Origin of the sequence: Verrucosispora sp. WMMA2121 (assembly GCF_027460185.1) — a bacterium.
Classification (GTDB): domain Bacteria; phylum Actinomycetota; class Actinomycetes; order Mycobacteriales; family Micromonosporaceae; genus Micromonospora; species Micromonospora palythoicola.
The window spans coordinates 3,069,894-3,093,424 of sequence record NZ_JAPZBH010000006.1 but is presented as its reverse complement, the minus strand read 5'-3'; the positions used below and the strand labels follow the sequence as shown (position 1 = coordinate 3,093,424).

23 protein-coding genes are annotated in these 23,531 nt (G+C 72.9%); 9 read left to right on the top strand and 14 right to left on the bottom strand.

The window, feature by feature from the left end; all coding sequences use genetic code 11:
• Positions 1-13 precede the first annotated feature (13 nt).
• Positions 14-457: an MmcQ/YjbR family DNA-binding protein gene (locus O7605_RS22815; RefSeq protein ID WP_269741049.1), complete on the top strand. Its 444-nt coding sequence runs from the start codon at positions 14-16 to the stop codon at positions 455-457.
• A 239-nt stretch (positions 458-696) separates the two neighbouring features.
• Here the strand turns inward: O7605_RS22815 and O7605_RS22810 are convergent, their stop codons facing one another.
• Positions 697-1,929 carry an MFS transporter gene (locus O7605_RS22810; protein WP_269741048.1) on the bottom strand — a complete coding sequence of 411 codons (1,233 nt, stop codon included), beginning with the start codon at positions 1,927-1,929 and terminating at the stop codon, positions 697-699.
• Positions 1,930-2,017: 88 nt separating this feature from the next.
• Between O7605_RS22810 and O7605_RS22805 the strand changes: the two genes are divergently transcribed.
• The gene (locus O7605_RS22805; protein ID WP_269741047.1) at positions 2,018-2,638 is read left to right on the top strand and encodes a CGNR zinc finger domain-containing protein; all 621 of its coding nucleotides are present in this window, start codon (positions 2,018-2,020) and stop codon (positions 2,636-2,638) included.
• 100 nt (positions 2,639-2,738) lie between these two features.
• On the top strand, positions 2,739-3,668 hold the full coding sequence (locus tag O7605_RS22800; RefSeq protein WP_269741046.1) for an exo-alpha-sialidase: 930 nt from the start codon (positions 2,739-2,741) through the stop codon (positions 3,666-3,668).
• A gap of 360 nt (positions 3,669-4,028) precedes the next feature.
• Here the strand turns inward: O7605_RS22800 and O7605_RS22795 are convergent, their stop codons facing one another.
• The 9 genes from O7605_RS22795 to O7605_RS22755 are packed head-to-tail and all read right to left on the bottom strand — an operon-like array spanning position 4,029 to position 12,105.
• A complete protein-coding gene (locus O7605_RS22795; RefSeq protein WP_269741045.1) occupies positions 4,029-4,385 on the bottom strand; it encodes an antibiotic biosynthesis monooxygenase family protein in 357 nt (118 codons plus the stop codon).
• The gene (locus O7605_RS22790; protein ID WP_269742723.1) at positions 4,385-5,632 is read right to left on the bottom strand and encodes a beta-ketoacyl synthase N-terminal-like domain-containing protein; all 1,248 of its coding nucleotides are present in this window, start codon (positions 5,630-5,632) and stop codon (positions 4,385-4,387) included. Before O7605_RS22790 ends, O7605_RS22795 begins: the two co-directional genes overlap by 1 nt.
• A gap of 38 nt (positions 5,633-5,670) precedes the next feature.
• On the bottom strand, positions 5,671-6,945 hold the full coding sequence (locus O7605_RS22785) for a beta-ketoacyl-[acyl-carrier-protein] synthase family protein (RefSeq protein ID WP_269741044.1): 1,275 nt from the start codon (positions 6,943-6,945) through the stop codon (positions 5,671-5,673).
• Complete coding sequence (locus O7605_RS22780) at positions 6,942-7,340, bottom strand: cupin domain-containing protein (protein ID WP_164450155.1); 399 nt, start codon at positions 7,338-7,340, stop codon at positions 6,942-6,944. Before O7605_RS22780 ends, O7605_RS22785 begins: the two co-directional genes overlap by 4 nt.
• Positions 7,333-8,109, bottom strand: coding sequence for an SRPBCC family protein (locus O7605_RS22775; protein ID WP_269741043.1), 777 nt, complete (start codon positions 8,107-8,109; stop codon positions 7,333-7,335). Before O7605_RS22775 ends, O7605_RS22780 begins: the two co-directional genes overlap by 8 nt.
• Positions 8,106-9,485: an acetyl-CoA carboxylase biotin carboxylase subunit gene (locus tag O7605_RS22770; RefSeq protein ID WP_269741042.1), complete on the bottom strand. Its 1,380-nt coding sequence runs from the start codon at positions 9,483-9,485 to the stop codon at positions 8,106-8,108. The genes O7605_RS22775 and O7605_RS22770 overlap by 4 nt, the downstream gene beginning before the upstream one ends.
• A 12-nt stretch (positions 9,486-9,497) precedes the next feature.
• Positions 9,498-10,085, bottom strand: a complete 588-nt coding sequence (accB, locus tag O7605_RS22765) for an acetyl-CoA carboxylase biotin carboxyl carrier protein (protein ID WP_269741041.1) — start codon at positions 10,083-10,085, stop codon at positions 9,498-9,500.
• Complete coding sequence (locus tag O7605_RS22760) at positions 10,082-11,782, bottom strand: acetyl-CoA carboxylase carboxyltransferase subunit alpha (protein WP_269741040.1); 1,701 nt, start codon at positions 11,780-11,782, stop codon at positions 10,082-10,084. The genes accB and O7605_RS22760 overlap by 4 nt, the downstream gene beginning before the upstream one ends.
• The gene (locus O7605_RS22755; protein WP_269741039.1) at positions 11,779-12,105 is read right to left on the bottom strand and encodes a TcmI family type II polyketide cyclase; all 327 of its coding nucleotides are present in this window, start codon (positions 12,103-12,105) and stop codon (positions 11,779-11,781) included. Before O7605_RS22755 ends, O7605_RS22760 begins: the two co-directional genes overlap by 4 nt.
• Before the next feature lie 398 nt (positions 12,106-12,503).
• Here O7605_RS22755 and O7605_RS22750 point away from each other — a divergent pair, with 398 nt between their 5' ends.
• The 6 genes from O7605_RS22750 to O7605_RS22725 all read left to right on the top strand — a co-directional run bounded on the left by O7605_RS22750 (position 12,504) and on the right by O7605_RS22725 (position 17,870).
• On the top strand, positions 12,504-13,346 hold the full coding sequence (locus O7605_RS22750) for an AfsR/SARP family transcriptional regulator (protein ID WP_269741038.1): 843 nt from the start codon (positions 12,504-12,506) through the stop codon (positions 13,344-13,346).
• Between the two features lie 90 nt (positions 13,347-13,436).
• Positions 13,437-13,784: a TcmI family type II polyketide cyclase gene (locus O7605_RS22745; RefSeq protein WP_210825448.1), complete on the top strand. Its 348-nt coding sequence runs from the start codon at positions 13,437-13,439 to the stop codon at positions 13,782-13,784.
• Positions 13,785-13,798: 14 nt separating this feature from the next.
• Positions 13,799-15,148 (top strand): FAD-dependent oxidoreductase, encoded by a 1,350-nt coding sequence (locus O7605_RS22740; RefSeq protein WP_269741037.1) that lies wholly within the window; start codon positions 13,799-13,801, stop codon positions 15,146-15,148.
• Between the two features lie 221 nt (positions 15,149-15,369).
• A complete protein-coding gene (locus O7605_RS22735) occupies positions 15,370-16,194 on the top strand; it encodes a helix-hairpin-helix domain-containing protein (RefSeq protein WP_269741036.1) in 825 nt (274 codons plus the stop codon).
• 177 nt (positions 16,195-16,371) lie between these two features.
• Positions 16,372-17,577, top strand: a complete 1,206-nt coding sequence (locus O7605_RS22730) for a low temperature requirement protein A (RefSeq protein ID WP_269741035.1) — start codon at positions 16,372-16,374, stop codon at positions 17,575-17,577.
• Positions 17,578-17,663: 86 nt separating this feature from the next.
• A complete protein-coding gene (locus O7605_RS22725; RefSeq protein WP_269741034.1) occupies positions 17,664-17,870 on the top strand; it encodes a hypothetical protein in 207 nt (68 codons plus the stop codon).
• 78 nt (positions 17,871-17,948) lie between these two features.
• On the opposite strand, the gene O7605_RS22720 is transcribed toward O7605_RS22725, so the two are convergent.
• The 4 genes from O7605_RS22720 to O7605_RS22705 form a co-directional block, all read right to left on the bottom strand.
• Positions 17,949-19,520, bottom strand: a complete 1,572-nt coding sequence (locus O7605_RS22720) for a hypothetical protein (RefSeq protein WP_269741033.1) — start codon at positions 19,518-19,520, stop codon at positions 17,949-17,951.
• A gap of 192 nt (positions 19,521-19,712) precedes the next feature.
• Positions 19,713-21,803, bottom strand: coding sequence for an amino acid transporter (locus O7605_RS22715; protein WP_269741032.1), 2,091 nt, complete (start codon positions 21,801-21,803; stop codon positions 19,713-19,715).
• A 149-nt stretch (positions 21,804-21,952) separates the two neighbouring features.
• The gene (locus O7605_RS22710) at positions 21,953-22,348 is read right to left on the bottom strand and encodes a hypothetical protein (RefSeq protein WP_269741031.1); all 396 of its coding nucleotides are present in this window, start codon (positions 22,346-22,348) and stop codon (positions 21,953-21,955) included.
• Between the two features lie 289 nt (positions 22,349-22,637).
• Positions 22,638-23,417: a DUF5995 family protein gene (locus O7605_RS22705; RefSeq protein ID WP_269741030.1), complete on the bottom strand. Its 780-nt coding sequence runs from the start codon at positions 23,415-23,417 to the stop codon at positions 22,638-22,640.
• Between the last annotated feature and the right edge of the window lie 114 nt (positions 23,418-23,531).

The following is a 23,531-nucleotide window of genomic DNA, read 5'->3' as shown; positions in this document are numbered from 1 at the left end:
GCGGGCGGGACCCATGGCGGACGCCAACCTGGCGTACCGTCAGGAGGTGGCCAGTTGGGACGACGTACGCCGGATCGCGCTGGGTCTGCCGGAGACCAGCGAGCGGCCCTCCTACGACGGGGTGGCCGCCTGGCGGGTGAAGGACAAGCCGTTCGTCTGGGAACGGCCGCTGCGCGGTAAGGAACTCCACGACCTCGGTCCGGCCGCACCGGACGGTCCCATCCTCGGGGTCCGGGTGGCGGATCTCGGCGTCAAGGAGGCGTTGCTCGCCGACGACCCCGGCCTCTTCTTCACCACGCCACACTTCGACGGCTATCCGTCGGTGCTGGTCCGGCTGGACCGGATCGGCGTCACCGAGCTGACCGAACTGATCGTGGAAGCCTGGTACGCCCGCGCCCCGAGACGGCTGGCCGCCGCGCACCAGGCGCAGACGGCACCGCCCGAAGCAGGCGGGTGACGGTAGGCACCCGGTACCCGTAGACAAGACTCAGGCCGTCGTGCGCCGGCTGGCAGCGCTTCTCCGCCTCGGTTGCCCGACCACCACGGGTGCCGGGGCGGCCCGCAGCCCGGCCTTGATCACGAAGATGGCCCGTCGCGCCACGGCGTCACCTCGGGAATCAAGCTGGTGACCGGCGACCTCTACTCCCCAGCAGGTTCGGGGATACTGCTGCATCCGGCGTCGTCGAGGCAGCAGTATCAGCGAAGTTGCGGGCCAGCGCAGCGCGGGGCAACAAGCGCCGGCGTGGCGGTGGCGGGCGAATCCGGCGTGCCCCCGGCACGGGCGGGGTGGGCGAGAAGCCGCTCGCCGAGCGCCAGCACCACGGCCACGACGCTGAGCAGGGCACCGATCAGCACCGTGCGGTGCACGCCGTGGCTCGGCAGCGTGAGCCCTCCGACGAAGGCACCGGCGGTGATGCCGACGTTGACGGCGGCGGAGACGGTGGCGGCGGCGAGATCCGAGCGCCCCGGCGCCACCTGCAGGACGAGGCCGCCGAGGGTCGCGGTGAACGCGGCGAAGGCCAGGCCGGCCAGCGCGATCAGGACGACGGCCGCGACCGGCCGGTGGCCCAGCGCGTACAGCCCGAGCAGGGCCAGCGACTGTAGTGCGACGGTCGCGGTCAGGGCGAGCCAGGGGTTGCGATCGACCAGCACGCCGACGGCGAGGATGCCGAGCACGCTGGCGACACCGCGGGCGAGCAGGATGGCGCCGACCGAGGTGGCGGCCATCGCGGTGTGCTCGGTGACGAAGAGGGCGACATAGGTGTAGGCGGCGATCGCGCCGGCGGTGGCCAGGACGGCCACGGTGACCAGCAGCCAGAAGCGGCGCGCGTCCGGGGTCGCGCCCCGGGTGGCGTGTCCCTGGTCCGGCCGGGTCGCGGGCAGCAGCGCGGCGACCACCACGAACACCACCGCGCCGAGCCCGGACACCGCCAGGAACGAGGCCCGCCAGCCGGCCCGCTCGCCGAGCCAGATGCCCGCGGGCACGCCCAGGGCGAGAGCGACGTTGCCACCGGCGAACACGACCGCGACCACCCGGCCCCGCAGTCCCGGCCGGAACAGTTCCGCGGCGGCCGGCACCACTACCGCCCAGAACAACGCGTGCGTCGCCGCGGTCGCCATCCGGGCCGCCAGCAGCACCGCGAAGCTGCTCGCGAACACGGTGACCGCGTGGCAGACCACGAAACCGGCCAGCAGCGCCGACAGCAGTCGCCGGCGCGGGACGCGGCGGACCAGCGCGGTCAACGGCACCGAGGCGACCATCACCACGGCGCCGTACGCGGTGACCAGCATGCCCACGTCCGCGGGTGAGACGGCCAGATCCGCCGCCATCGGTAGCAGCAGCCCGATGGGCAGCGCCTCGGCGGTGGTGTAGAGGAAGGTCCCGCCCGACAGTCCGATCAGGACCGTTGTCGCCCGCCCGCGTCCCATCCGTCCTCCCGTGTTACCGGCAATAGGTGTTATGGGGGTAACACTAGGGAGCGCTCCGATCCCACGTCAACTGGTAAAGTCGCGTTTGATGGAAACAGTCGAGGGTGTCCGGAGGCTGCGCCTGGTCGGCGGCAACCTCGCGTTGGACTTCGTCAACACCCGCACCGGTCCACCCGTCGGGCCGCCCGACGACGACGTCCTCACCGGCTACCCCGAGCTGGTCGACTGGGCCGGCTACGCGGGCGTCCTCACCGACGCGGAGGTGACCAGGTCACACCGTCGCCGGCCCGACGACCCGGACGACCCGCAGGCCGCCTTCCTGCGGTCCCTGGACCTCCGCGACCGCCTCGACGAGGTGTTCCGGGCCCTGGCGTCCGGCCGGAGCCCGAGCGGGTCCACCCTGGCCCGGCTGCGCGACGACGAAGCCGACGCGCTCGCTCACGCGCGGCTCGACAAGGCCGGCACCTTCGTCTGGTCCTGGCGGGACGACCACACCGCCGCCCGGCCGCTACGGCCGGTGGTGCACGCGGCGGTCCAGTTGCTCACCACCGGCCCGCTCGACCGGATCAAGGCATGCGGCGGCTGCCGCTTCGTCTTCCTCGACGAGAGCAAGAACCGCAGTCGCCGCTGGTGCAGCATGGACGACTGCGGAACCGCCGAGAAGGCGCGGCGTTACGTCGCCGCGCGCCGTACCCGGGCGACCCGGTGAGCGTCCGACCCGGCCGGCAGCACCGGTCGACCGTCGCGTTCGCCCGCTGTTCGCCCCGCCGCCACACCCGCGTCGCCCGCCCCGCGTACCGTCGGCGCACGTGATCATCCGTCCGACGACCACCGAGGTGCGCGCGTTACGCCGTATCGGTGACACCGCCCCGCACAACGCCTTCACCGACCTGGTCCGGTACGCGGGACAGTGGTTCTGCGCGTTCCGCGAAGGTCGGTCGCACCTGTCCGACGACGGCGTCCTGCGGGTGTTGACCTCGCCGGACGCGCGCACCTGGCAGACCGCGGCAGTCCTCACCCAGACCGGTGTCGACCTGCGCGACCCACGCTTCGTGCCGCGCCCCGACGGACGGTTGCAGCTGCTCGCCGCCGCCGCGACGGGCACCCCGAAACGGTTCCGGACGGTCACCGCGCTCAGCGACGACGGCCACCGGTGGGACGAACCCCGGCCGATCGGCGAACCGGACGTCTGGATCTGGCAGGCGGCCTGGCGCGACGACGCGATGTACGGCGTCGGCTACGCCACCCGGGAGCCACGGTTCGCCCGGCTCTACCGCAGCGACGACGGATTCGACCTGCGACCGGTGGTCCGCACCCTGTTCTCCGGCGGGTATCCGAACGAGTCCGGGCTGGTCTTCGACCCCGACGGCACCGCCACCTGCCTGCTGCGGCGCGACGGCGGTACGGCCACCGCGCAGCTCGGCCGGGCCCGACCGCCCTACCGGGAGTGGACCTGGACGGACCTCGGGGTGCGGGTGGGCGGGCCGGCGCTGTGCCGGCTGCCCGACGGCACCCTGGTGGCCGGCGGACGGCTGCACGACGGTCCGGTGCGGACCGCGATCTGCGCCGTCGACGTGGCGCGGGGCCGGCTGCGGGAGCTGGTCACGCTACCCTCCGGCGGCGACTCCAGCTATCCCGGCCTGGTCTGGCACGACGAGCGACTGCACGTCAGCTACTACTCCTCGCACGAGGGGCACAGTTGCGTCTACCTGGCCGAGGTCGACCTCGGGTCGTGTTGAGGGCCCACCGGCGGCGTCGGCGACCGGCGCGGGACCCCGTGCGGCCGGTCGCCCGAGGGCTGCCGGTCCGCGGAGGTCGGCGGGTCGACGCGGGGCCGCCGATCGGTCTCGCTCGGCGAGCACAGCGGTCCGGTCATGACTCCCCACCTCCACCATCGGCGTCGCCGCGGCACGCACCGGACGCAGGTCGCCTGCTCGGAGCGTTTTCCGAACCCTACGGCAGCCAAGATGGACATTGCGTCATGCAAATGGATGTCCGAGAAGGGCGACTGACCGGATTGCCGTCGGACCGACCGGCGAGGATGATCGAGTCCGTGTGTCAGCCTTGAGTCAGCGGATCACCACCGAGCGTTCACCTTCTCACCGCGGCGTTCCGGCCGGTACGGGCGTCTGCGCGTGGATGTGGAAGCGCAGGGACCGGGCATCGGTGAAGCACTCCCGCATCGGCCGGACCAGGTCGCGGTGTTCCGGGCTGCGCTCCCACGCCTCGAAGTCGGCCAGGCTGCTCCACTCGCTGGTGATGAGCCACTGCTCCGGGTCGGTCGACGAACGGCAGACCTGGTCGACCAGGTGGCCCGGCACCCCGTCGGCGACCAGGTGCCGGACCGCCTCGTAGGCCCGGAGGAAGTCCGCGGTGCGCTCGTCGGGCACCCGGACCAGAAACACCACCCGTGCGCGGTGCCCGCCGGCCCGCTGCCCGTCCTCCGGTGCGTCCATCACCGCTCCTCTCCGGCCGGCGGCGCACCGCGCACCACCAGCGCACTGTTGAACCCGTCGAAACCCCGGGCGCAGATCAACGCCACCCGGCTACGCGGGCGGCGGTCGACCCGCAGGAAATCCAGCTCGCATCCGTCCGCCACGACCTGCGGCCCGGCCGAGGCGGGCAGCGTGTCGTGCGCGAAGGCGAGCAGGGCGGTGGCCACGTCGAGTGCCGAGCCACCCTGATGCGCCCGCCCGGTCAACTCCTTGTGGGTGGTGACCGGCGGCGTGCGGGCACCGAAGACGGCCCGCAGGGCGCTGGCCTCGGCCCGGTCGTAGCGCGGCACCCCGAGCGCGTCGGGAACGACCACGTCCACCTCGTCCGGCTCGACACCGGCCCGGCCCAGGGCCAGCCGCATCGCGCGGGCGTACTGGTGCGGATCGCCGGCACTGTCCGCGGTGGTGTGCGTCGCGTCGTGGGTGGCGCCCCAGCCGGTCACCTCGCCGTAGCTGCGCGCACCCCGGGCACGGGCGTGCTCCAGTTCCTCCACCACGAACACCGCGCCACCCTCGGCGGGCAGGTAGCCGCTGGCGGCGGCGTCGAACGGCCGGTAGGCGCGCTCCGGATCGGTCACCTCGCTGAGCAGGCCGGAGCGCAGCTGACAGGCCAGCGCGTACGGGCTCAGCGGACACTCGGTCGCTCCGGCGAGCACCACCGAGGCGCCGCGCCGCACGGTCCGCGCCGCGTGCGCCAGGCTGTCCAGGCCACCCGCCGACTCCGCCACCAGCACCCCGCACGGCCCCTTCGCCTGGTGCCGGATGGAGAGCTGTCCGACGCTGGCCGCGTAGAACCAGGCGATCGACTGGTACGCGCCGACCGTGCGCGACGGTGACGACCAGAGGCGTTGCAGCTCCCGTTGACCGAACAGGTTGCCGCCGGAGGCGCTGGCCAGGGTCACCGCCCAGCCGTACGGGTCGGTGGCCCGCTCCGGCAGGCCGGCGTCGGCCAGCGCCAGCGCGGTGGCGGCGAAGCCGAGGTGCGTCCACCGGTCGGTCTGCACCAGGGCGCGGTTGTCGGCGTACCGGCCCGGGTCGAAGTCCGCGACCTCGCCGCCGAGGCGGGTCGGGTAGCCGGCGGCGTCGAACAGGGTGATCGGTCCGGTCCGGCGGCGGCCGGACCGGACCGTTCGCCAGTGCGCGTCCGCGCCGACGCCGCTGGGTGCCACCACCCCGACGCCGGTGACCACGGCCCGCCCGCCGGTCACGCCGGCACCGGCGGGGGCCGTCCGGACCCGACTCGCGCTCACCGCGTCACGTCCCGGGCCGACCTGCGGAACAGCATGGCCGACTGGAACCCGCCGAAGCCGCTGCCCACCGAGAGCGCCACGTCCACCGGCACCTCCCGTGCCTCGTTGGGCACGTAGTCCAGGTCGCACTCCGGGTCCCGGGTGGCCCAGTTGGCGGTCGGCGGCACCACGCCGAACTCGATGGCCAGGGCACACGCGGCCATCTCGATGGCGCCGATGGCTCCCAGCGAGTGCCCGACCATCGACTTGATCGAGCTGATCGGCACCCGGTGGGCCGCCGACCCGAGGGACCGTTTGAAGGCGGCCGTCTCGTGCCGGTCGTTCTGCCGGGTGCCGGAGCCGTGCGCGCTGATGTAGGAGACGTCCCCGGGTGCCAGTCGGGCCTGCCGCAGTGCGTCGGTGATGGCCAGCCCCATCTCCAGGCCGTCGGGGCGCAGCCCGGTCATGTGGTACCCGTTGCTGCGGCTGGCGTAGCCGGCCACCTCGCAGTAGACGTGCGCGCCCCGCCGCGCGGCGTGTCCGGCCTCCTCCAGCACCAGCACCGCCGCCCCCTCGGCCAGCACGAAGCCGTGCCGGTCGGCGTCGAACGGGCGGGAGGCGTGCGCCGGGTCGTCGTTGTCCGGGCTGGTGGCCTTGATCGCGTCGAACGAGGCGACGGTGACCGGTGAGATCGGCGAGTCGGCGGCACCGGCGAGCACGATGTCGGCCTCGCCGTCGACGACCAACTGATGGGCGTAGCCGATGGCGTCGATGCCGGAGGTGCAGCCGGTGGAGATGACCTGGGCCGGCCCGTGCAGTCCGTGGCGGCAGGCCACGTCGGCGGCCAGGCTGCTGGGCATCAGCGCCGGGTAGAGGTACGGGCCGCCGAGCGCCGCGTCGACCAGCCAGCGCCGGCCGCTGTCGCTCACCGTCACGTACTCCTGCTCCAACGCCATGGTGCCGCCGACGGCGGTGCCCAGCACCACGCCGGTGCGGTCGCGTTCGGCGTCGGTGAGTTCCAGCCCGCTGTCGGCGACCGCCTCGGCGGCGCAGGCCAGCGCGAACTGCACGTACCGGTCGGCGCGCTGCCGCTGGGCGGGGGTCAACCCGGCGGCGTCCGGGTCGAAGTCGCACTCGGCGGCGATCTGCGACCGGAACGGCGACGGGTCGAAGAAGGTGATCCGCCGGGTGGCCGTACGCCCCTCGGTGATGCTCTTCCAGAACCGGTCCCGGGTCACCCCGCCGGGGGCCACCACCCCGACGCCGGTGACCACGGTGCGCCGGGTGGTCACGACCGGTCCCGCTGCTCGACAAGCTCGGTGTCGACGTGGCCGAGTTCCGGGCGCGGCGCCAGCGGCCCGAGGTGGAAGACGACCTCGGCGGGCACGTGCCCGGTGTTGCGCAGCCGGTGCCGGACGTTGCGGGCCACGAACAGCGCCTCGCCGGCCGCCAGCGGCACCGGTTCGTCGTCCAGGTCGACGGTGATGGCGCCCCGGGCGACGTAGAGGAACTCCTCGCTGTACGGGTGGTAGTGCTCGGCGATCCGCTCGCCCGGTGCCATGGTGGCCACACCCATGAAACCCGAGGTGCTGCCGACGGTACGCGGACCGAGCAGGACCCGCAGCTCGCCGCCGCGTCGGCGGTCGGCGGGGACGTCCCGGGCGGCCACCAGGGCGAGGTCACTCATCGTCGGCTCCTGTCGCGCTGGCACCGGTCGCCACGGCGGTCGGGGTGACGCTCGTCGGCGGCGTGGTCGTCCGGTCCCGGGCGAGCCGCTCGACGCGTTCCCTGATGACGGCCAGCTGCACGGCGCTGTTGGTGTTGATCCGGTCGGTCATCCCGGCGTTGTCCACCGGTGCGGTCGGCTTCATGGCGAAGTCCTGCACCCAGGTCATCCGGACGCCGTCCAGTTCCTCGGTGTAGGTCCAGCGGATCCGCATGTACTCGAACGGCCCGGTCTCCACCCGGTGGGCGCGCACCTGTCGGGTGGCCGGGTCCGCGGTGCGTTCGCTGACCCAGCTCCAGGCGACACCGTTCTCGTCGGGATGCATGGTGAGTCGGAACCGGACCGTGTCGCCGTCCCGGTGGAGGATCTCGGCCCGGGCGTACTCGGTGAACAGGTCCGGCCAGCCCGCCACGTCGTTCGTCACCGACCAGACCAGTTCCAGCGGAGCGGCGATGACGACGCTGTTCTCGGTGTGCCCGGGCGGGTCGGCCCGCCGGGCGACCAGGTCTGCCACGCCCGGGATGCTCAACTGTGCGGCCTGCTCCGGGATGCTGACCTGCCAGCGGTCGGCGACCACGGCCGAGAGTTCGAGCAGGGCGAGCGAGTCCATGCCCAGCTCCTCCAGGGAGGCGGCCGGCGCGCGGGCGGCGGCCTCCGGATCGAGTCCGCAGTTGGTGACCAGGATGTCGGTTATCTCCGCGGTCAGCGAGTCGTCGTCGGTGACGGTCATCGTTCCCTCCTCGGGTGTGTGGGTTTCGGTGCGGCGATCAGGCGGTCCACCAGCCCGGTGGAGTGACGCCCCTTGCGGAACTCGGCGTCGTCGAGCACCCGCCGGACGAACGGGATGGTGGTCCGCATCCCCGGTCCGGAGATCTCGAACTCGCCGAGCGCCCGGTCCAGCCGGCTCAACGCCAGGTCACGGTCCGGGGCCCAGACGGCGACCTTGGCCAGCAGCGAGTCGTAGTGCGGCCCCACCAGATAACCGGAATGCCCGTGGGTGTCGACCCGGGTGAACGGGCCGCCGGGCGGCACGAACCGGTCCAGCCGGCCGGGGGTGGGCGCGAAGTTCCGGTCCGGATCCTCCACGTTGACCCGGCACTCGATGCCCACGCCGGTGAACCGGACGTCCTCCTGACGCCAGCGCAGCGGGGTGCCCGCCGCCACGTGGAACTGCTCGTGCACCAGGTCGATGCCGGTGATCATCTCGGTGACCGGGTGTTCCACCTGGATACGACAGTTGATCTCCAGGAAGTGGAACCTCTCCTCGGCGTCGACCAGGAACTCCACCGTCCCGGCACCGGTGAACCCGACCTCGAGTGCGCCACGCAGGGCGGTGCCGGCGATGGCGTCCAACGTCGCCGGGGACAGCGCCGGAGCGGGCGCCTCCTCGACGAGCTTCTGATGGCGGCGCTGCACCGAGCAGTCCCGGGTGCCCAGGTGCACGCCGTTGCCGTGCGAGTCGCAGAGCAGTTGGACCTCGACGTGCCGGGCGTCGATCAGGTAGCGCTCGACGTACACCCGGTCGTCGCCGAAGGCGGCCTGGGCGGCGGCCCGGGTGCGCGCGTACGCCCGGGGAAGGTCGGCCGGGGTCCGGACCACCGTCATCCCCCGGCCCCCGCCCCCGGCCGCGGCCTTGATGATGACCGGGTAGCCCACCTCGGCGGCCACGGCGGCGGCCTCGGCGGCCGTCGGTACCGGCTGTACCGCGCCCGGCGCCAGCGGCAGCCCGGCCCGGCTCATCAACGCCCGGGCGGAGGACTTGTCGGCGAGCACGGACATCACGTGCGGCGGTGGGCCGACGAAGGTCAACCCGTTGTCCGCGCAGATCTCCGCGAAATCGGCGTCCTCGGAGAGGAACCCGTAGCCCGGATGCACCGCCTGGGCGCCGACCTTACGGGCCGCCTCCACCACGGCGGCGGCGTTGAGGTAACTGCGCCGGCTGGCCGAGGGGCCGATCCGGACGGCCTCGTCGGCCAACCGCACCGCCACCGAGTCGGCGTCCGCGGTGGAGTAGACCACGGCGGTACGGATGCCCAGTTCCCGGCACGCGCGCAGGATGCGCAAAGCGATCTCGCCCCGGTTGGCGATCAGCACCTTGGAGAACATCGCGCACCGCCCTCAGGCCGGATCCAGGGCGACCAGTGGCTGGTCGTACTCCACCGGCTGTCCGTCGGCGACCAGGATCTCGACGACCCGGCCGGGCCGATCCGCGGCGATCTCGTTCATCAGCTTCATCGCCTCGACGATGCCGACCACCTGCCCCGGTCGGACCAGGTCGCCGACGGCCACGAAGGGTGCCGCACCCGGCTGCGGCGACCGGTAGAAGGTGCCGACCATCGGCGACCGGACGCTGGCGCGGGTCACGGGGTTCGCCGCCGGTGCGGCCGGGGACGGTTCGACGGGCGCCCGGGGGGCGGGAGCGGCGACACCGGAACCCGTGGGACCGGCCGGCGGACCCGGTTCCGACCCGCCCGGCCGAGCCCACTCCACCTCCAGCTCGGCCGCACCGAGGCGCAGTCGCAGCCGGCGCACCGGATCGGCCAGTTCGGCGATCAACTGCTGGGCGTGCCGGCACAGGTCGGCCAGGGCGGCGTCAGCCGCCGGCCGCCGGTCGGGTTCCTGACCGGCGACGCCGTCGGTCCGCTGCCCGGTCGCGTCGCCGTTCGGCGTCGTCGCCGTACCGGGGACCGTGGGCGCGGCGCTCATCGGGTGCCCGCTCGGGCACCGGCGCGTGCGGCACCGAAGCGGCGGAAGCGTCGTCGCCGTCGTTGGACGAGGGTCACCGCGGGCACCTCCAGCAGCGGCAGCAGGTTCGCCAGCAGCGCCTGGCGGACGGCCCGCGCGGTCGCCTCGGGGTCGTCGGCGGCCGAGCCGTCCGGCTCGGGTACGACCTCGTCGACGATCCCGAGCCGGCACAGATCCGGTGCGGTCAGTCGCAGGGCCCGGGCGGCCCGCGGAGCGGCGGTGCGACCGGGCCAGAGGATCGCGGCGCAGCCCTCGGGACTGATCACCGAGTAGACCGCGTGCTGGAGCATCAGCACCCGGTCGGCCACCGCCAGGGCCAGGGCACCGCCGCTGCCGCCCTCCCCGGTCACCACGGTCACCACCGGTGTGGGCAGCACGCTCATGGTCAGGATGTTCTCCGCGATCGCCGCCGCCTGGCCGTGCTCCTCCGCCTCGACGCCCGGATCGGCCCCCGGCGTGTCGACAAGCGTCACCACGGGCAGCCCGAGTCGGGCCGCCAGTCGCATCAGCCGCAACGCCTTGCGGTGGCCCGCCGGGGTGGCCATGCCGAAGTTGCGGGCGGCCAGCTCGGCGGTGCTGTGTCCCTTCTGGTGGCCGATCACCATCAGGTGCCGGCCGTCGAGCCGCGCCAACCCCCCGACCACCGCCGGGCAGTCGCCGCCGAGCCGGTCGCCGTGCAGCTCGGTGAAGCCGTCGAAGGTGGTCTCCAGATAGTCCAGAGTGGTGGGTCGGCCGGGGTGCCGGGCCAGACGTACGGTTTCCCAGGCGTCGCGCACCGGTGTCCGGGACAGCTCGACCGGCCGGGCCGTCTCGGGCGGCGGGGCGTCCACGCCGGACCGCTTCGTGGCCCGGCGGCCGGTGCCCGTCGCGGCGAGCAGCGTCGCGAGTCGGGCCCGCAGGGCGTGCCGCGGCACCACCATGTCGACCTGGCCGTGCCGCAGCAGGAACTCGGCGGTCTGGAACCCCTCCGGCAGGTCACGTCCGGTGACCTGCCGGATCACCCGGGGGCCGGCGAAGCCCATCCGGGCGCCGCTCTCGGCGAGCACCAGGTCGGCGCTGGTGGCGAAGGAGGCGGCGACCCCGCCGTAGGTGGGGTCGGTCAGCACGCTGACGGTGAGCAGTCCGACCTCGCGCAGCTCGGCCATCGCCTGGCTGACCGTGGCCATCTGCATCAGCGACAGCGCCCCCTCCTGCATCCGGGCACCGCCGGAGGCGGTGACCAGGACCAGCGGGACACCCGCCGCCGACGCCTGCTCGGCGGTCCGGGTGATCAGCTCGCCGACGGCGCTGCCCAGGCTGCCGCCGAGGAACCGGAAGTCCATCACCGCGAGCGCACAACGCGACCCGCCGATGGCGGCGGTACCGCAGAGCACCGCCTCCGGCAGGCCGGTGTCGGCGCGGGCGGCGGCGAGCCGGTGCGGGTACGGCAGCACGTCGACGAAACCGATCGGATCCACCGCGACCGCGCGCTCCGGCAGGGTCCGGAACGATCCGGGATCGACCAGCTGGTCGATCCGCTCGGGTGCGGCGAGTCGGGCGTGCAGGCCGCACTCCGGGCAGACGTCGAGGTTGCGGCGCAGCCGCTTGCGGTAGAGCAGGGCGGCGCAGCCGCCGCACCGGGACCACAGGGTCTCGCCCGAGGGCGCGGTGGCGGTCATGGCCGGCCTCCGTCGAAGCGGTAGAAGCAGCGCGCCATCGCGTCCCGGGGCGACCGCCAGTCCGGCCGGTACGGCGAGATGTACGAACTCAGCCGGCTGCTGACCCGGACGAACTCGGGGTGCTCCCGGACCGCCTCCACGGCGCCGTCACCGGCCGACTCGGTCTCGATGAGGTGCACGTACAGGTCGTGCAGGCGGTACAGCGAGCGGTGCCGGACCCCCACCAGGCGCGGCAGCTCGGTCGTGTCGGACTCAGCGAAGATCTCGGCGACCGCCGCCTCGGCGGTCGGGACCACCTTCGCGACGATGAGCGTTCGGTCCATGCTGGTCCTCCCCACGGGCCGGTCGGACGCCATCGGGTGGGCCCGGACGGCTGCCGCCACGATGCGGAGCACCGCGTCACCCGGGCGTCACCGACCCTCCAGGAAACACCGCAGGTCGGTGACGCTCAGTTGACGCAAGCTGTGCTTCAGCTGAGCGGCCACGAGCGCCATGATCGGCAGGATTGACCAGTTCAGAGGCGGTTTCACAGAAGACCTGCGAGTTACATTACCGACAACATCGTTGACCCAGAGTAACGATGATTGATAATCTTCGCGGCGGTCGGACCCGGCACCGCACCCCGCGTGCGACGGCCCGACGAGTCGACAGTGGCGGCACGGCGGCCACGCCGGGACCTGGCCGAGACCCGCAACCGACGCGTTCCGCAGGGGGTGCCGCCGTGGCCGCCGTTTCGCCCACGCCCACCACCGGCCAACCCCACGACGCCGAGATCCGGCTGCACCTGCTCGGTGGCTTCCGCCTGACCCACGGGGACACTCCCGTGGTGGTGCCCCGCGGCCTGCAACGGATCATCGCGCTGATCGGGTTGCGTCCCGGTGCCACCCGTACCCACCTCGCCGGCCTGCTCTGGCCGGAGGCCACCGAGGAGCGGGCGCTGTCCTCGCTGCGGACCGCACTGTGGCGACTGCGTCAGGACCCCTACTGTCCACTGACCACCGCCGCCGACACCGTCCGCCTCGACCCGCTGGTCCGGGTCGATGTCGACCTGCTCATCGACACGGCCGGCCGGGTTCGCGACGGGCACGCCCCGGGCGGCGCCGGGGAGGCCCTCACCGCCGGCCGGCACGACCTGCTGCCCGGCTGGTACGACGACTGGGTGCTGGCCGACCGGGAACGGCTGCGCCAGCTCCGACTGCACATGTTGGAGCAGGTTTCCGGTCAGCACCTGGCCGCCGGCCGGCACGGTGAGGCGTTGGAGGCGGCGCTGGAGGCGATGGCCGCCGAGCCGCTGCGCGAGACGCCGCACCGGCTGGTGGTGCGCATCCACCTCGCCGAGGGCAACGCCTTCGAGGCGGTACACGCCTACTACGTCTACCGGGACCTGCTGCTGCGGGAACTGCGACTGGAGCCGTCGCCGGCGATGAGCGCGCTGCTCGCGGAGACCCTCGACCCCATTCGCCAGGCCAGCCGGCCGACCGGTGGACCCCGCCGGCACGTGGTCACCCGCGCCGCCGCGCCGAGCCCGACGGCGATGCGTCACCGCACCGATCCCGGCCGTTGACGGGTAGGTGACTGCGCGGGCGACAGGGTGGGGCCACAGCGGCCCGGACCCGGTGTCCGGCCGGGCCGACCCACCGGTGAGAGGGATCCGATGAGCCGTCTAGTGATCGTCAGCAGAATCATCCCGGGCGCGGAAGGTCGCGTGGCCCAGATATTCGCCGAGTCCGACGAGACCGAACTGCCGAGCCTGACCGGGGTACGCCACCGGTCCCTGTACTGCCTGCACGACCTGTGCGTACACCTGATGGAGACCGACGACGTCGGTGCGGACGCCCTCGCGGCGGCCCGAAACCATCCGTTGTTCCAGCAGGTCAACGAGCGACTGTCCGCACACACCTCGCCGTACCTGCCCACCTGGCGCTCGCCGCGCGACGCGATCGCCAACTGCTTCTACCGCTGGGACAGCGCGGAGGTTCCGGCACCGCGCGTGGCCGGCTGACCGGGCAGCGAGGCATGACGACCCGAACACCGCACGTCCTGGTCGTCGGTGCCGGCACCGGCGGCCTCTGCCTGGCGCACGGGCTGCGCCGGGCCGGGATCGACGTCGAGGTCTACGAGCGGCACCGGGCCAGGGGCGAGGGGTTGCTCGGCTACCGGGTGGGCATCGGTCCCACCGGCAGTCGGGCCCTGCGTGACTGCCTGCCGCCGGAGCTGTTCGAGATCTACCTGGCCACCTGTGCCCGCTCGCCGCGCTACTTCAACGTGCTCAGCGAGAAGATGCGGCACACCGCGTCCTTCCCGCTGCGGCCGGACACCCACCCGGTCGACACGGAACGCTCCGTGGCCCGGATGACGCTGCGCCAGGTGCTGCTGACCGGCATCGAGGACGTGGTGCACTTCGACCGCACCTTCACCCGGTACGAGCAGCACGACGACGGCACCGTCACCGCCCACTTCGCCGACGGCGGCACCGCGACCGGTGACCTGCTCGTGGCGGCGGACGGTACGCACTCGGCGGTCCGTCGTCAGTACCTGCCGCACGCCGTCATCCGGGACGCCGGCACGGTCAACATCGCCACCCGGGTGCCGCTGACCGCACACACCCGGTCCCTGCTGCCGGAGAGTGTGCAGCGGGGCATCTCGCTCATCTTCGGTACCGGCGGGGTGATGGGCGTGCTGCACGTGATGGAGTTCAAGTGGGACCGCGACGGTCGCCTCAAACCGGAGACCAGTTCGGCGGACGCGAAACTGCTCAGCGACTGGCCGGGGCTGCGGCACGACCCCACCCGCGACAACATCAACCTGGTGGTGTGGAGCACCGCCCGCCGGTTCCCGCCGGACGTGATGCGACGCCGGGGCACGGAGCTGATCCAGGTGGCGCTGGAGCTGACCGCCAACTGGCACCCGCACCTGCGGGAACTGCTCAGCCTGGCGGAACCGGACAGTGCCCTGCCGATCCGGGTGTCCACCTCGGAGCCGGTGCCGCCCTGGCGAAGCAGCACGGTCACCCTTCTCGGCGACGCGATCCACACCATGACGCCGGGTCGGGGCGTGGGCGCCAACACCGCGCTGCGCGACGCCAACCTGCTGCGGCGACAGCTGATCCTCGCCGCCGCCGGGGAGAAGACCCTGGTGCAGGCGGTCGCCGACTACGAGGCGGCGATGGTGCCGTACGGCTTCGCCCGGGTCGCCGACTCGTTGGGACGCAGCGGCACCAACGGTGACGACCGCATGTACCAGCCGGTGTTCGGACGACTCGCGTTGCTCGGTGCCCGGGGATACTTCCGGGTCACCAGCCGGGTTCCCCGGTTGCGGCGCAAGTTCGTCGACGACTTCTACACCTACCGGGGCGAGCAGGACTGATCCTCGTCGCGACCCCGGCACCCGACCCGGTGCCGGGGTCGCGGCGTGTCCAATCACGTGCGGTTACCGCACCGTCCGTCCCGGACCGGACACCTGCCGTAGCCTCCGCGCGTCCGGTACGGACTGTTACCTGGGCTGTCTGTCGTCCGTGGCGCGCGTGTGCGAAGCTGCGGCGAGTTTTTCTCGCGACGATCCGGACGTGAACCTCAGGGAGGGTTACCGTGGGCGAGTCCTTCGGGAACTGGCTGATACTGCTCGTGGCGCTGGTGGCGGGGCTGGCCGTGGGCTGGCTGTTGCTGCGCGGCCGGCGGGCGGAACCGACCGAGCCGACCGTCGGCACGGCGGGCGACGCGACCAGCGAGGCGAGCGATTCCGCCCCGGTCGCCACCGGGACCGCGCAGTCGACCGCCGTGACCGAACCAACGACCGAGCCCGATCCCGCCCCACCGGCGGGCAGCGAAACCACCGCCACGGCGGCCGAGCCCACCGGGGCCGACGCGGCCCCGACCGGCACCGAGCCGACCGACGGCCCCCGTGAGACGCCGGTGACCGGTGCGGAGTCCACCGAGGCGCCGCGGGCCGCCGAACCGCTCGCCGATGTCACCGCGACGGCCGTCCAGGACGGACCGACGGTGGACGCGACCGCGGAACCGCGACCGGCGGTCGCCACCCCGCCGGTCCGGCCGTCGGCCACCACCGAGTCCGCCGCGGCGTCCACCACGGCCACCAGCGCGCCGGTCACGGCGGCGGAGCCGGTCGCCGCCGCCGAGCCGGTCGCCGCCGCCGAGCCGGTGGACGCCGAGCCAGCGACGACGGAGCCGGTCACCGCCGAGGTCGACGACTTCCGGCGCATCCAGGGCGTCGGGCCGAAGATGGCGGCGGCGCTGCACGGAGCGGGCATCCGGACCTACCAGCAGCTGGCCGACATGGACGAGGCCGCGCTGCGGGAGACCGTCCGGAGCGCCGGTCTGCGCGCCACCGCCAGCCTGGCCACCTGGCCTCAGCAGGCGAAGGTGCTGGCCACCCCGGCCGACAGCGGGTCCTGACGATCCCGGGCCGCCGGTCGCGGGAACGCCCCTCGCGGGCCCCGCGCCGGCGGCTGCGCTGTACACCATTCCGGTGACCGGCCCCGACCCCGACGCGCTCCGGCCGGAACCGCCGTTACGGTCGATACGCCGGCCATGCCGGCACGCCGCACCGCCGCCGGCTGCCGGGAGCCATCCGTGCCGTTCGCCCACCTACAGCCCGACAACCCACGGCGACCGCTCACCCGCAGCGCGTCCACGACCCGCCGAGTTCCCCTCCTGGAACTCTTCTTCGACCTGGTCTACGTCGTCGCGCTGGCGCTGATCTCGCGCGGGCTGGCCGAGGAGATCAGCTGGTACCAGGCCGGCCAGGCCCTGATCCTGCTGGCCGCGGTGTGGTGGACCTGGGCGATCACCGCCCTGATCACCGACCTGTACGACCCGGAGCGCACCGAGATCAAGGCCCTGGTCCTCGCGGTGATGTTCGGGGTGCTGCTGATGGCCAGCGCGATCCCCAAGGCGTTCGGCGATCGGGGGCTCACCTTCGCCGGTGCGTACGTCGCCATCCACCTCGGGCGCGGCCTGTTCATCATCCCGGCGGTACGCGACGACCCGGAGATCCAGCGCCGGGCGGCCCGGGTCTTCTGCTGGTTCGCGCTGTCGGCGGTGCCGTGGTTGGGCGGCGCCTTCGTCTCGGAGGACCCCCGGATGGCGCTGTGGCTGCTCGCCCTCGGCCTCGACTACCTCGGGCTGCGGCTGTCCTACCCGGTGCCCGGGCTGGGCCGCGTCCCCGCCGCCCTGTTCAGGTTGACCGCCGAGCACCTGGCCGAGCGGTATCAGCAGTTCTACACCATCGCGCTGGGCGACGCGATCCTCGTCATCGGCATGGCCTACACCACGCACCACTCGGAGTTCGAGGACGCCGTGGCGCTGCTGCTGGCCTTCGCCACCACCCTGCTGCTCTGGCGGATCTACGTGCACAAGGCCGGGGAGCTGCTGCCCATGGCCATCAAGATCACGAGGGCGCCGATCCGCTTCCTGAACACCTCCCCCTACACCCACGTGGTGATGGTCGCCGGGGTGGTCGCCACGGCGGCCGGCTTCGAGCTGGTGCTGCACACCGACACCCTGCCCGCGCGTACCCCGCCCGAATGGGCGGCGATCATGCTCGGCGGCCCGGCGCTGTTCCTGGTCGGCCGGGCCCTGTTCGAACGCGAGGTCTTCAACCGGATGTCGTGGTCCCGTCCCGGCGGCGTGGTGGCACTGCTGGCCGTCACACCCGCGGTGCTGGTCCTGCCGGCAATCAGCGCTTCGCTGGCCGCGCTGCTGGTGCTCGCCGTGGTGGCGCTGGACGACCTTCGCCGCAGCCGCGGTCGTCCACCCGAGGCGCCCATGCCGCCGTAGGGCCCGCCGGTCTCGTTAGCCGCTCGGCGCGGCTGGGTACAAGGTCCGCACCTTGCAACCCGAACCCCCGACTCGTGGAGGAAACCATGCGCGGCACGTCGATATTCGGAGTCCTCGTGGTGATCTGGCTCGTCATCGGCGCCATCGCCGCCGGCCAGCGCGGCTACTACAGCGACGACGAAGCCAACTGCGCCGAGGTCGGCACGATCCTGGTGACCATCGCCGCCGGGCCGCTGAACTACGTCGGCGCCAACCCGAAGATCGACTGCGAGCTGCCCCAGCCTTCTCAGTGAGCCCGGTGACGCACGACCAGGGCCCGTGCCGGCTGCGGACACGGGCCCTGGTCGTCGGCGCGGAGCCGGACGTCCGGCTCAACGGAAGCAGTGCGCCACCGGCACCTTGCTGCCCAGGCAGTTGGTCGGAGTGTTCTCGACCACGACGCTGTCGTCATCGATCTTGACCTGGGCCCGCTCGGCCTGGATCCCACCGGCCTTGACGGTGGACTGGTTGCCGAGCACGTGGCTGCGGTAGAGCGAGGTCGAGCCCGCCGTCACGAACAGCCCCGCACCCTGCGACCGCTTGCCCACCGCGGCGTTGCCCTTGACGTCGCTGCCCCGCACGAGCAGGTTCGACTTCTCGGCGTGGATCCCGCCGCCGTTTCCGCGCGTGGTGTTGCCGCTGACCACGCTGTCGTCCAGCGGCAGCAGGCCCTGGAAGGTGGAGATGCCGCCGCCCTTGCCGGTGGCGATGTTGTCGCGGACGGTCAGCTGCCGCAGCACCAGCACGGCGTCGGAGTTGGCCAGCCCGCCGCCGGTCTCGGCGCTGTTGCGCGCCACCAGGGTGTCGAAGACCTTGGTACGCGCGGAGAAGCTGGCCATCCCACCGCCCTGACCGGCGTTGTTCTGCACGAAGGTGGAGGCGTAGACGTCGCCGGCGGCCCGGAAGTTGGCCAGGCCACCGCCGTAGCTGACCGCGCTGTTGTGCCGGAACTCGGTCCGGTGCATGGTCATGACGCCGCCGTTGAGCAGGCCCCCGCCCTTGCCCTGGGTGCCGGCGGCCCGGTTGCCGATCAGCTTGCTGTCGCTGATCTGGAGGTTGCCGTCGTTGAAGATGGCACCGCCGCCGCCCTCCGCGGACAGCGAGGTGCTGCCGACGACGGTCACCCCTTCGACGACCGCCGTGGCGCCGTGCACGATGTGAATGCTGCCGCCCTCCGCCGCCGAGCGGCCGTTGCGCAGGGTGACGTCCCGGAGCGTCAGTTCGCCGCCGTCGCGGACGGTGAAGAAGCGGAAGTCGGGCGCGTGCACGCCCCGGACGATGGTCGCGCCGGAGCCCTCGATGGTGATCCCGTGGTAGATCACGGGCAGTCCCGCCTTGTCGTCGGCGGGATTGCGCGGCGGAGCCTCGGCGTCGCCGGGGTTCTCGGCGGTGTCGGCGGCTTCCCGCGCGTCGCGGATGCCGCCGTCGTACTCGTCGGGCTGCTGGAACGCGTGGGTCAGCAGGTACGTGCACTTCTCCGCCAGGCGCAGGGTGGCACCGCCCTCGGCGTTCGCCCGCACCAGCGCCGCGACGAGCCGGGCCGAGTCGCAGGGCACCGGCACCACCGTGCCGTCCGGTACCCGCCCGTGGTGACCGGTGGACCGGCCGGTCGCCCCTGCCGAACTGTCCGGCGTCGCGCCGGCATCGTGTCGCCACTCGGGTCGCTGCCGGTCCGGCCCTCGGCGTTGCGGTGTCTCGTCGATTCCGGGTACGTCATCCTGGTACATCGCCGCGGGTCGGCCCGGGTCCGGTGCCGCCGGGTCACGGTCGGCGGCCGAGGCGGTGACGGCGGTCAGGCCCGCCGCCCCGGCCACCAGGCTGCCCGCCACCAGGCCACCGGCCAGCAACCACCGGGACCGCCGACCGGGTCGGGTGGACCCACGGCTCCCTTGGTACGTGGACATCAGCGCTCCTGCCTCTCGTGCGTGCGAAGAACACGGCCGCGCCGAATCGGGCGCGGGGTGGCTGACATCGCCTCAGCCCACCAGAGGCCACCGTACGGCGACACAAGGAGCAAATCAGGCATAAGTGAATGCGTACCCCATTCGGCTTCATGTCTGGCCGAACGGGCGGTCACCGGACAGCGGGAGCGGGTGTCAACCCCCGACGTGGATCCCGGGGCGGCGCGCCGGCTCGGGTTCGGACTTGCGCAGGATCTCCCGGACCACCGGCGGGGTGTCCCCCCGACCGAGAATGAGGTAGCGCAGCAGGTGCGCGATCGGGTTCCCCTCCGACCACTCGAAGTGGGCGTGCGGGCGTACGCCGGTGGCGTCCCGCAGCGCCAGCAGGATCGCGGCGATGGCGTTGGGCGCCGCCGGGCTGCTCGCCCGCAGCACCCGGTAACCGCCCACCTCGACGCCGCACACCCGCAGCACGTGACGGAACCCGGACGGATCCACCACGTCGATCTCCAGGAAGAGCACGTCGGTCGCCCCGGGGACCGGGTTCTGGCCCCGCTGTGCGCGCTCCTTGATGGTGTACTCCTTGATCGCCCCGCTGCGCCGCTTGTGGGCGATCACGTGCAGCCGCCCGTCGTGGGCGACCGAGTCGGCGATGAACCGCCGTGCCGTCTCGTCGAACTCGACCCGCTCCGCCCGCAGTTCGGTGGTGCGGGTCACCCGGGACACCAGCGACACGACGATGATGCCGAGGATGAACAGCCCGGAGATGGCGATCCCGTCCGGCTTCTCGATCACGTTCTCGACCAGCGCGTACAGCAGCACCAGGGTGAGCACCGTGAAGCCGGCGGCGACGCCGCGTTGCCGGCGGCCGGCGGCGGCGATGGCCACCGCGACGGCCGCCGAGACCATCATCGCGAGGATCCCGGTGGCGTACGCCCCCGCCTGGGCGTCGACGTCGGCGCGAAACACGACGGTCAGCACGATGCAGACGAGCGTGTAGACGATCACCACCGGACGCACGGCGCGGGCCCACTCCGGCGCCATCCCGTACGAGGGCAGGTAGCGCGGCACGATGTTGATCAGCCCAGCCATCGCCGACGCACCGGCGAACCAGAGGATCAGCACGCTGCTCACGTCGTAGGCGGTACCGAACGCCTCACCGACCTGCTCGTGGGCCAGATAGGCGAGCGCTCGTCCGTTGGCGGCTCCACCCGGCGCGAACGCCTCGGGCGGAATGAGCACCGCGGTGACGAAGGTGGTGGAGAGCAGGTACACCGACATGATCAACGCAGCGACGGTGAGCAGCCGCCGGGTGTTGCGGATGCGGGCGGCCAGCCGGGCCGGCGCGTCCGGCCCCTGCCCCGCCACCAACGGCATCATGCTGACCCCGGTCTCGAAACCGGACAGGCCCAGCACCAGCAGCGGGAAGGCCAACGCGGCGGTCAGCGCCACCTCACCCGGACCGCCGCCCGCGGTCAGCGCCGCCGTCCAGTCCGCCAGTGGACGCGGATCACCGGCCAGTTCGGCGAGCGACACCACCACGATCACCGCGTTCAGCCCGAGGAAGGCGGCCACCAGCGGTACGGCCACCGCCACCGCCTCCCGGAAGCCGAGCAGGAACACCGCACCGAGGATGAGCAGCAGGAAGACGGTCACCCCGACAGCGACGCCGGTACCGCCGAACCACTCCGGCAGGTACGGATTCTCCAGCACGTGCACGGTGGCGTCGGCCGAGGACAGGGTGATCGTGACGATCCAGGACGTGGCGACGAATCCGAGCAGCACCAGCACGAATATCTTGCCCCGCCAGAACGGCAGCAGTCGCTCCAGCATCGCCACCGAGCCCTGACCGTGCGGACTGTCCCGGGCTACCCGGCGGTACATCGGCAACATGCCGAACAGGGTGAGTGCCACGATCAGCAGCGTCGCCACCGGAGACAGCGCGCCGGCGGCCAGGGCGGCGATACCGGGCAGATAGGACAGGGTGGAGAAGTAGTCGACGCCGGTCAGGCACATCACCCGCCACCAGGCGTGCGACCGGGTCTGTCCCTCGGCGGTCTCCGGTCCGACCGGCTGCACCCGGTGCACGAACAACCACCGGCGCAGCCGGCTCTCCGGTGCCGCCGGACCGGTCGGCACGGCCACCCGCTCGGGCACGGTGACCCGCCGCCCCGCCCGTTCCCCCTTGCCCGTGGGATCCCGCGCGGCACGCAACCCCGGCTCCGGCGCGCCGGGCGTCGGGCGGCGGCGTTCCCGGCCGCGTCGCGCTCTCGTCCCGTCCCCCATGCCCCCGCCTCACCGTTGTCGAACAGACCGTAGGTGGTGGTTCGGTCGCACCCACCGCAACGCGACGGTCGGGCCGCCCGACCGGATTCGTCGCTCGGCCCCCGGGCCGCGGTCGACCGGTCCGCCTTCCGTCAGCCGCCGCCGGGCCGTCAGCCGCCGCCGGGTGCGGCCAGCGCCCGGGCCAGGTCGGCGGGTTCGGCCACGGTGACCGTCATCCCGGGATGACGCGGCCACCCGCCGGGAAGCAGGCCGGGCACCGGTCGCACGAACCGGACGCAGACCCCGGCGGCCGTGGTGGTGCCGAAGGTGACGCCGGTGTCGGTGCCGGACAGGTGCGGGCCGATCACCCGCCACCAGCGGTACGGGCCGCCGCGCTGCACATCCGCGACGTTCTGTCGCTCGGTGCGTAGCCGCCAGGGGCCGAACCGGACCAGCAGCTCACCGGAGTCGACCCGCACCCAGGCGGTGCCGGGCCGGACCCCGATCAGCGCCAGCAGCCAACGGAACCGCGACTCGAAGCGGAACTCGAACACCTGAGCGGTCATCACCGGGCTCCGCGGCCGGCGCGATCTCCGGGCCGAGCGGGGCGCGGTGGGGCGGCGGGGCGCGGTCGCGGTCGGGCGGCAGGACGGCGCCGGGACACAGCGGTCATGGTCGCGGCGTACCCCGCAGGGGCCGGCCGACACCCCCCGGGCCGGCCGGCCCCTGTTCCCCGTGGTCCCCCCGTGCTCCCCGTGGCCCCCCGACGGCCACCCCCGGACGTTGCCGTCCGGGCCTCGGGTCGGATGTCCCCGCGCCCACAGGTGGGCGGGGCGCGGGGACCCCCCGTCCCGGTTACTGCAGGAACGCCCCGAGGGGCGACAGCAGCAACCGACCGAGCGCGGCGGCCGTGTCGTCGAGCCGCCTGCGCTCGCGCTCATGCTGGTGCGGGTCGTGCCGGCACCGCCAGATCCGCTGCGCGTTGCGCCAGGCGACATCGCGCGTGTAACCGATCAGTTCACCCTGGTACCAGTCGTCGATGTCGCCGTTGAGCATGTCGATGAGCAGTTGCCACTGCTCCAGGTAGCCCCGGCGCAGCCCGGGGATCTTGTCGGCGAAGATCTTGTTGATCTCCAGGTAGTCGCGGTGCTGGTCGCTGCCGTCGACCGGCTCGGACTCCAGGTGGTCGAACGTGGTGACCAGCGCGAACGGCAAATCGAAGTTGATGTGCGCGTTGACACCGGCCGCCGCCGAGGGAAGCGGCCGGGCGTCCGGCCCGCGCATCCGCTCGAACAGGCACGTCCAGGCCCGGGGCGTGCCCGGGCTGGCGTCGCTCCACATACGTAAGGCGTCGAAGTACCGGGCCGCGAACTCGACGTCCAGTCGGGACAGGAAGACCGGATCGACGAAGCGGTCGGTGTAGAGCCCGTCCAGCACACTGCTGGTGATGGTCAGATACAGCTTGTTGAAGTCGGCGAGCGGGCAACTGTCCAACAGGGGCGGGAGACGGACCAGCATGTCCTGCAGCTTGGTCAGGTGGTCGACCACGGCGGGCACGTCGGTGGGGTGATCGGCCAACAGGTCGACGATGTCCCGGTGCACCGGCCCCCACACCGGCTCCCCACACGCGCTCACGCGCACACCCCGCTCCGCGGCGTGCCGGCGCAGCGCGCCACAGCGCTGACCCTGTCGATCCGCTCGCCGCGCTCGCTCATGTCCCCTCCAGGCTGCTCGCCGGCGTCGTCGTGC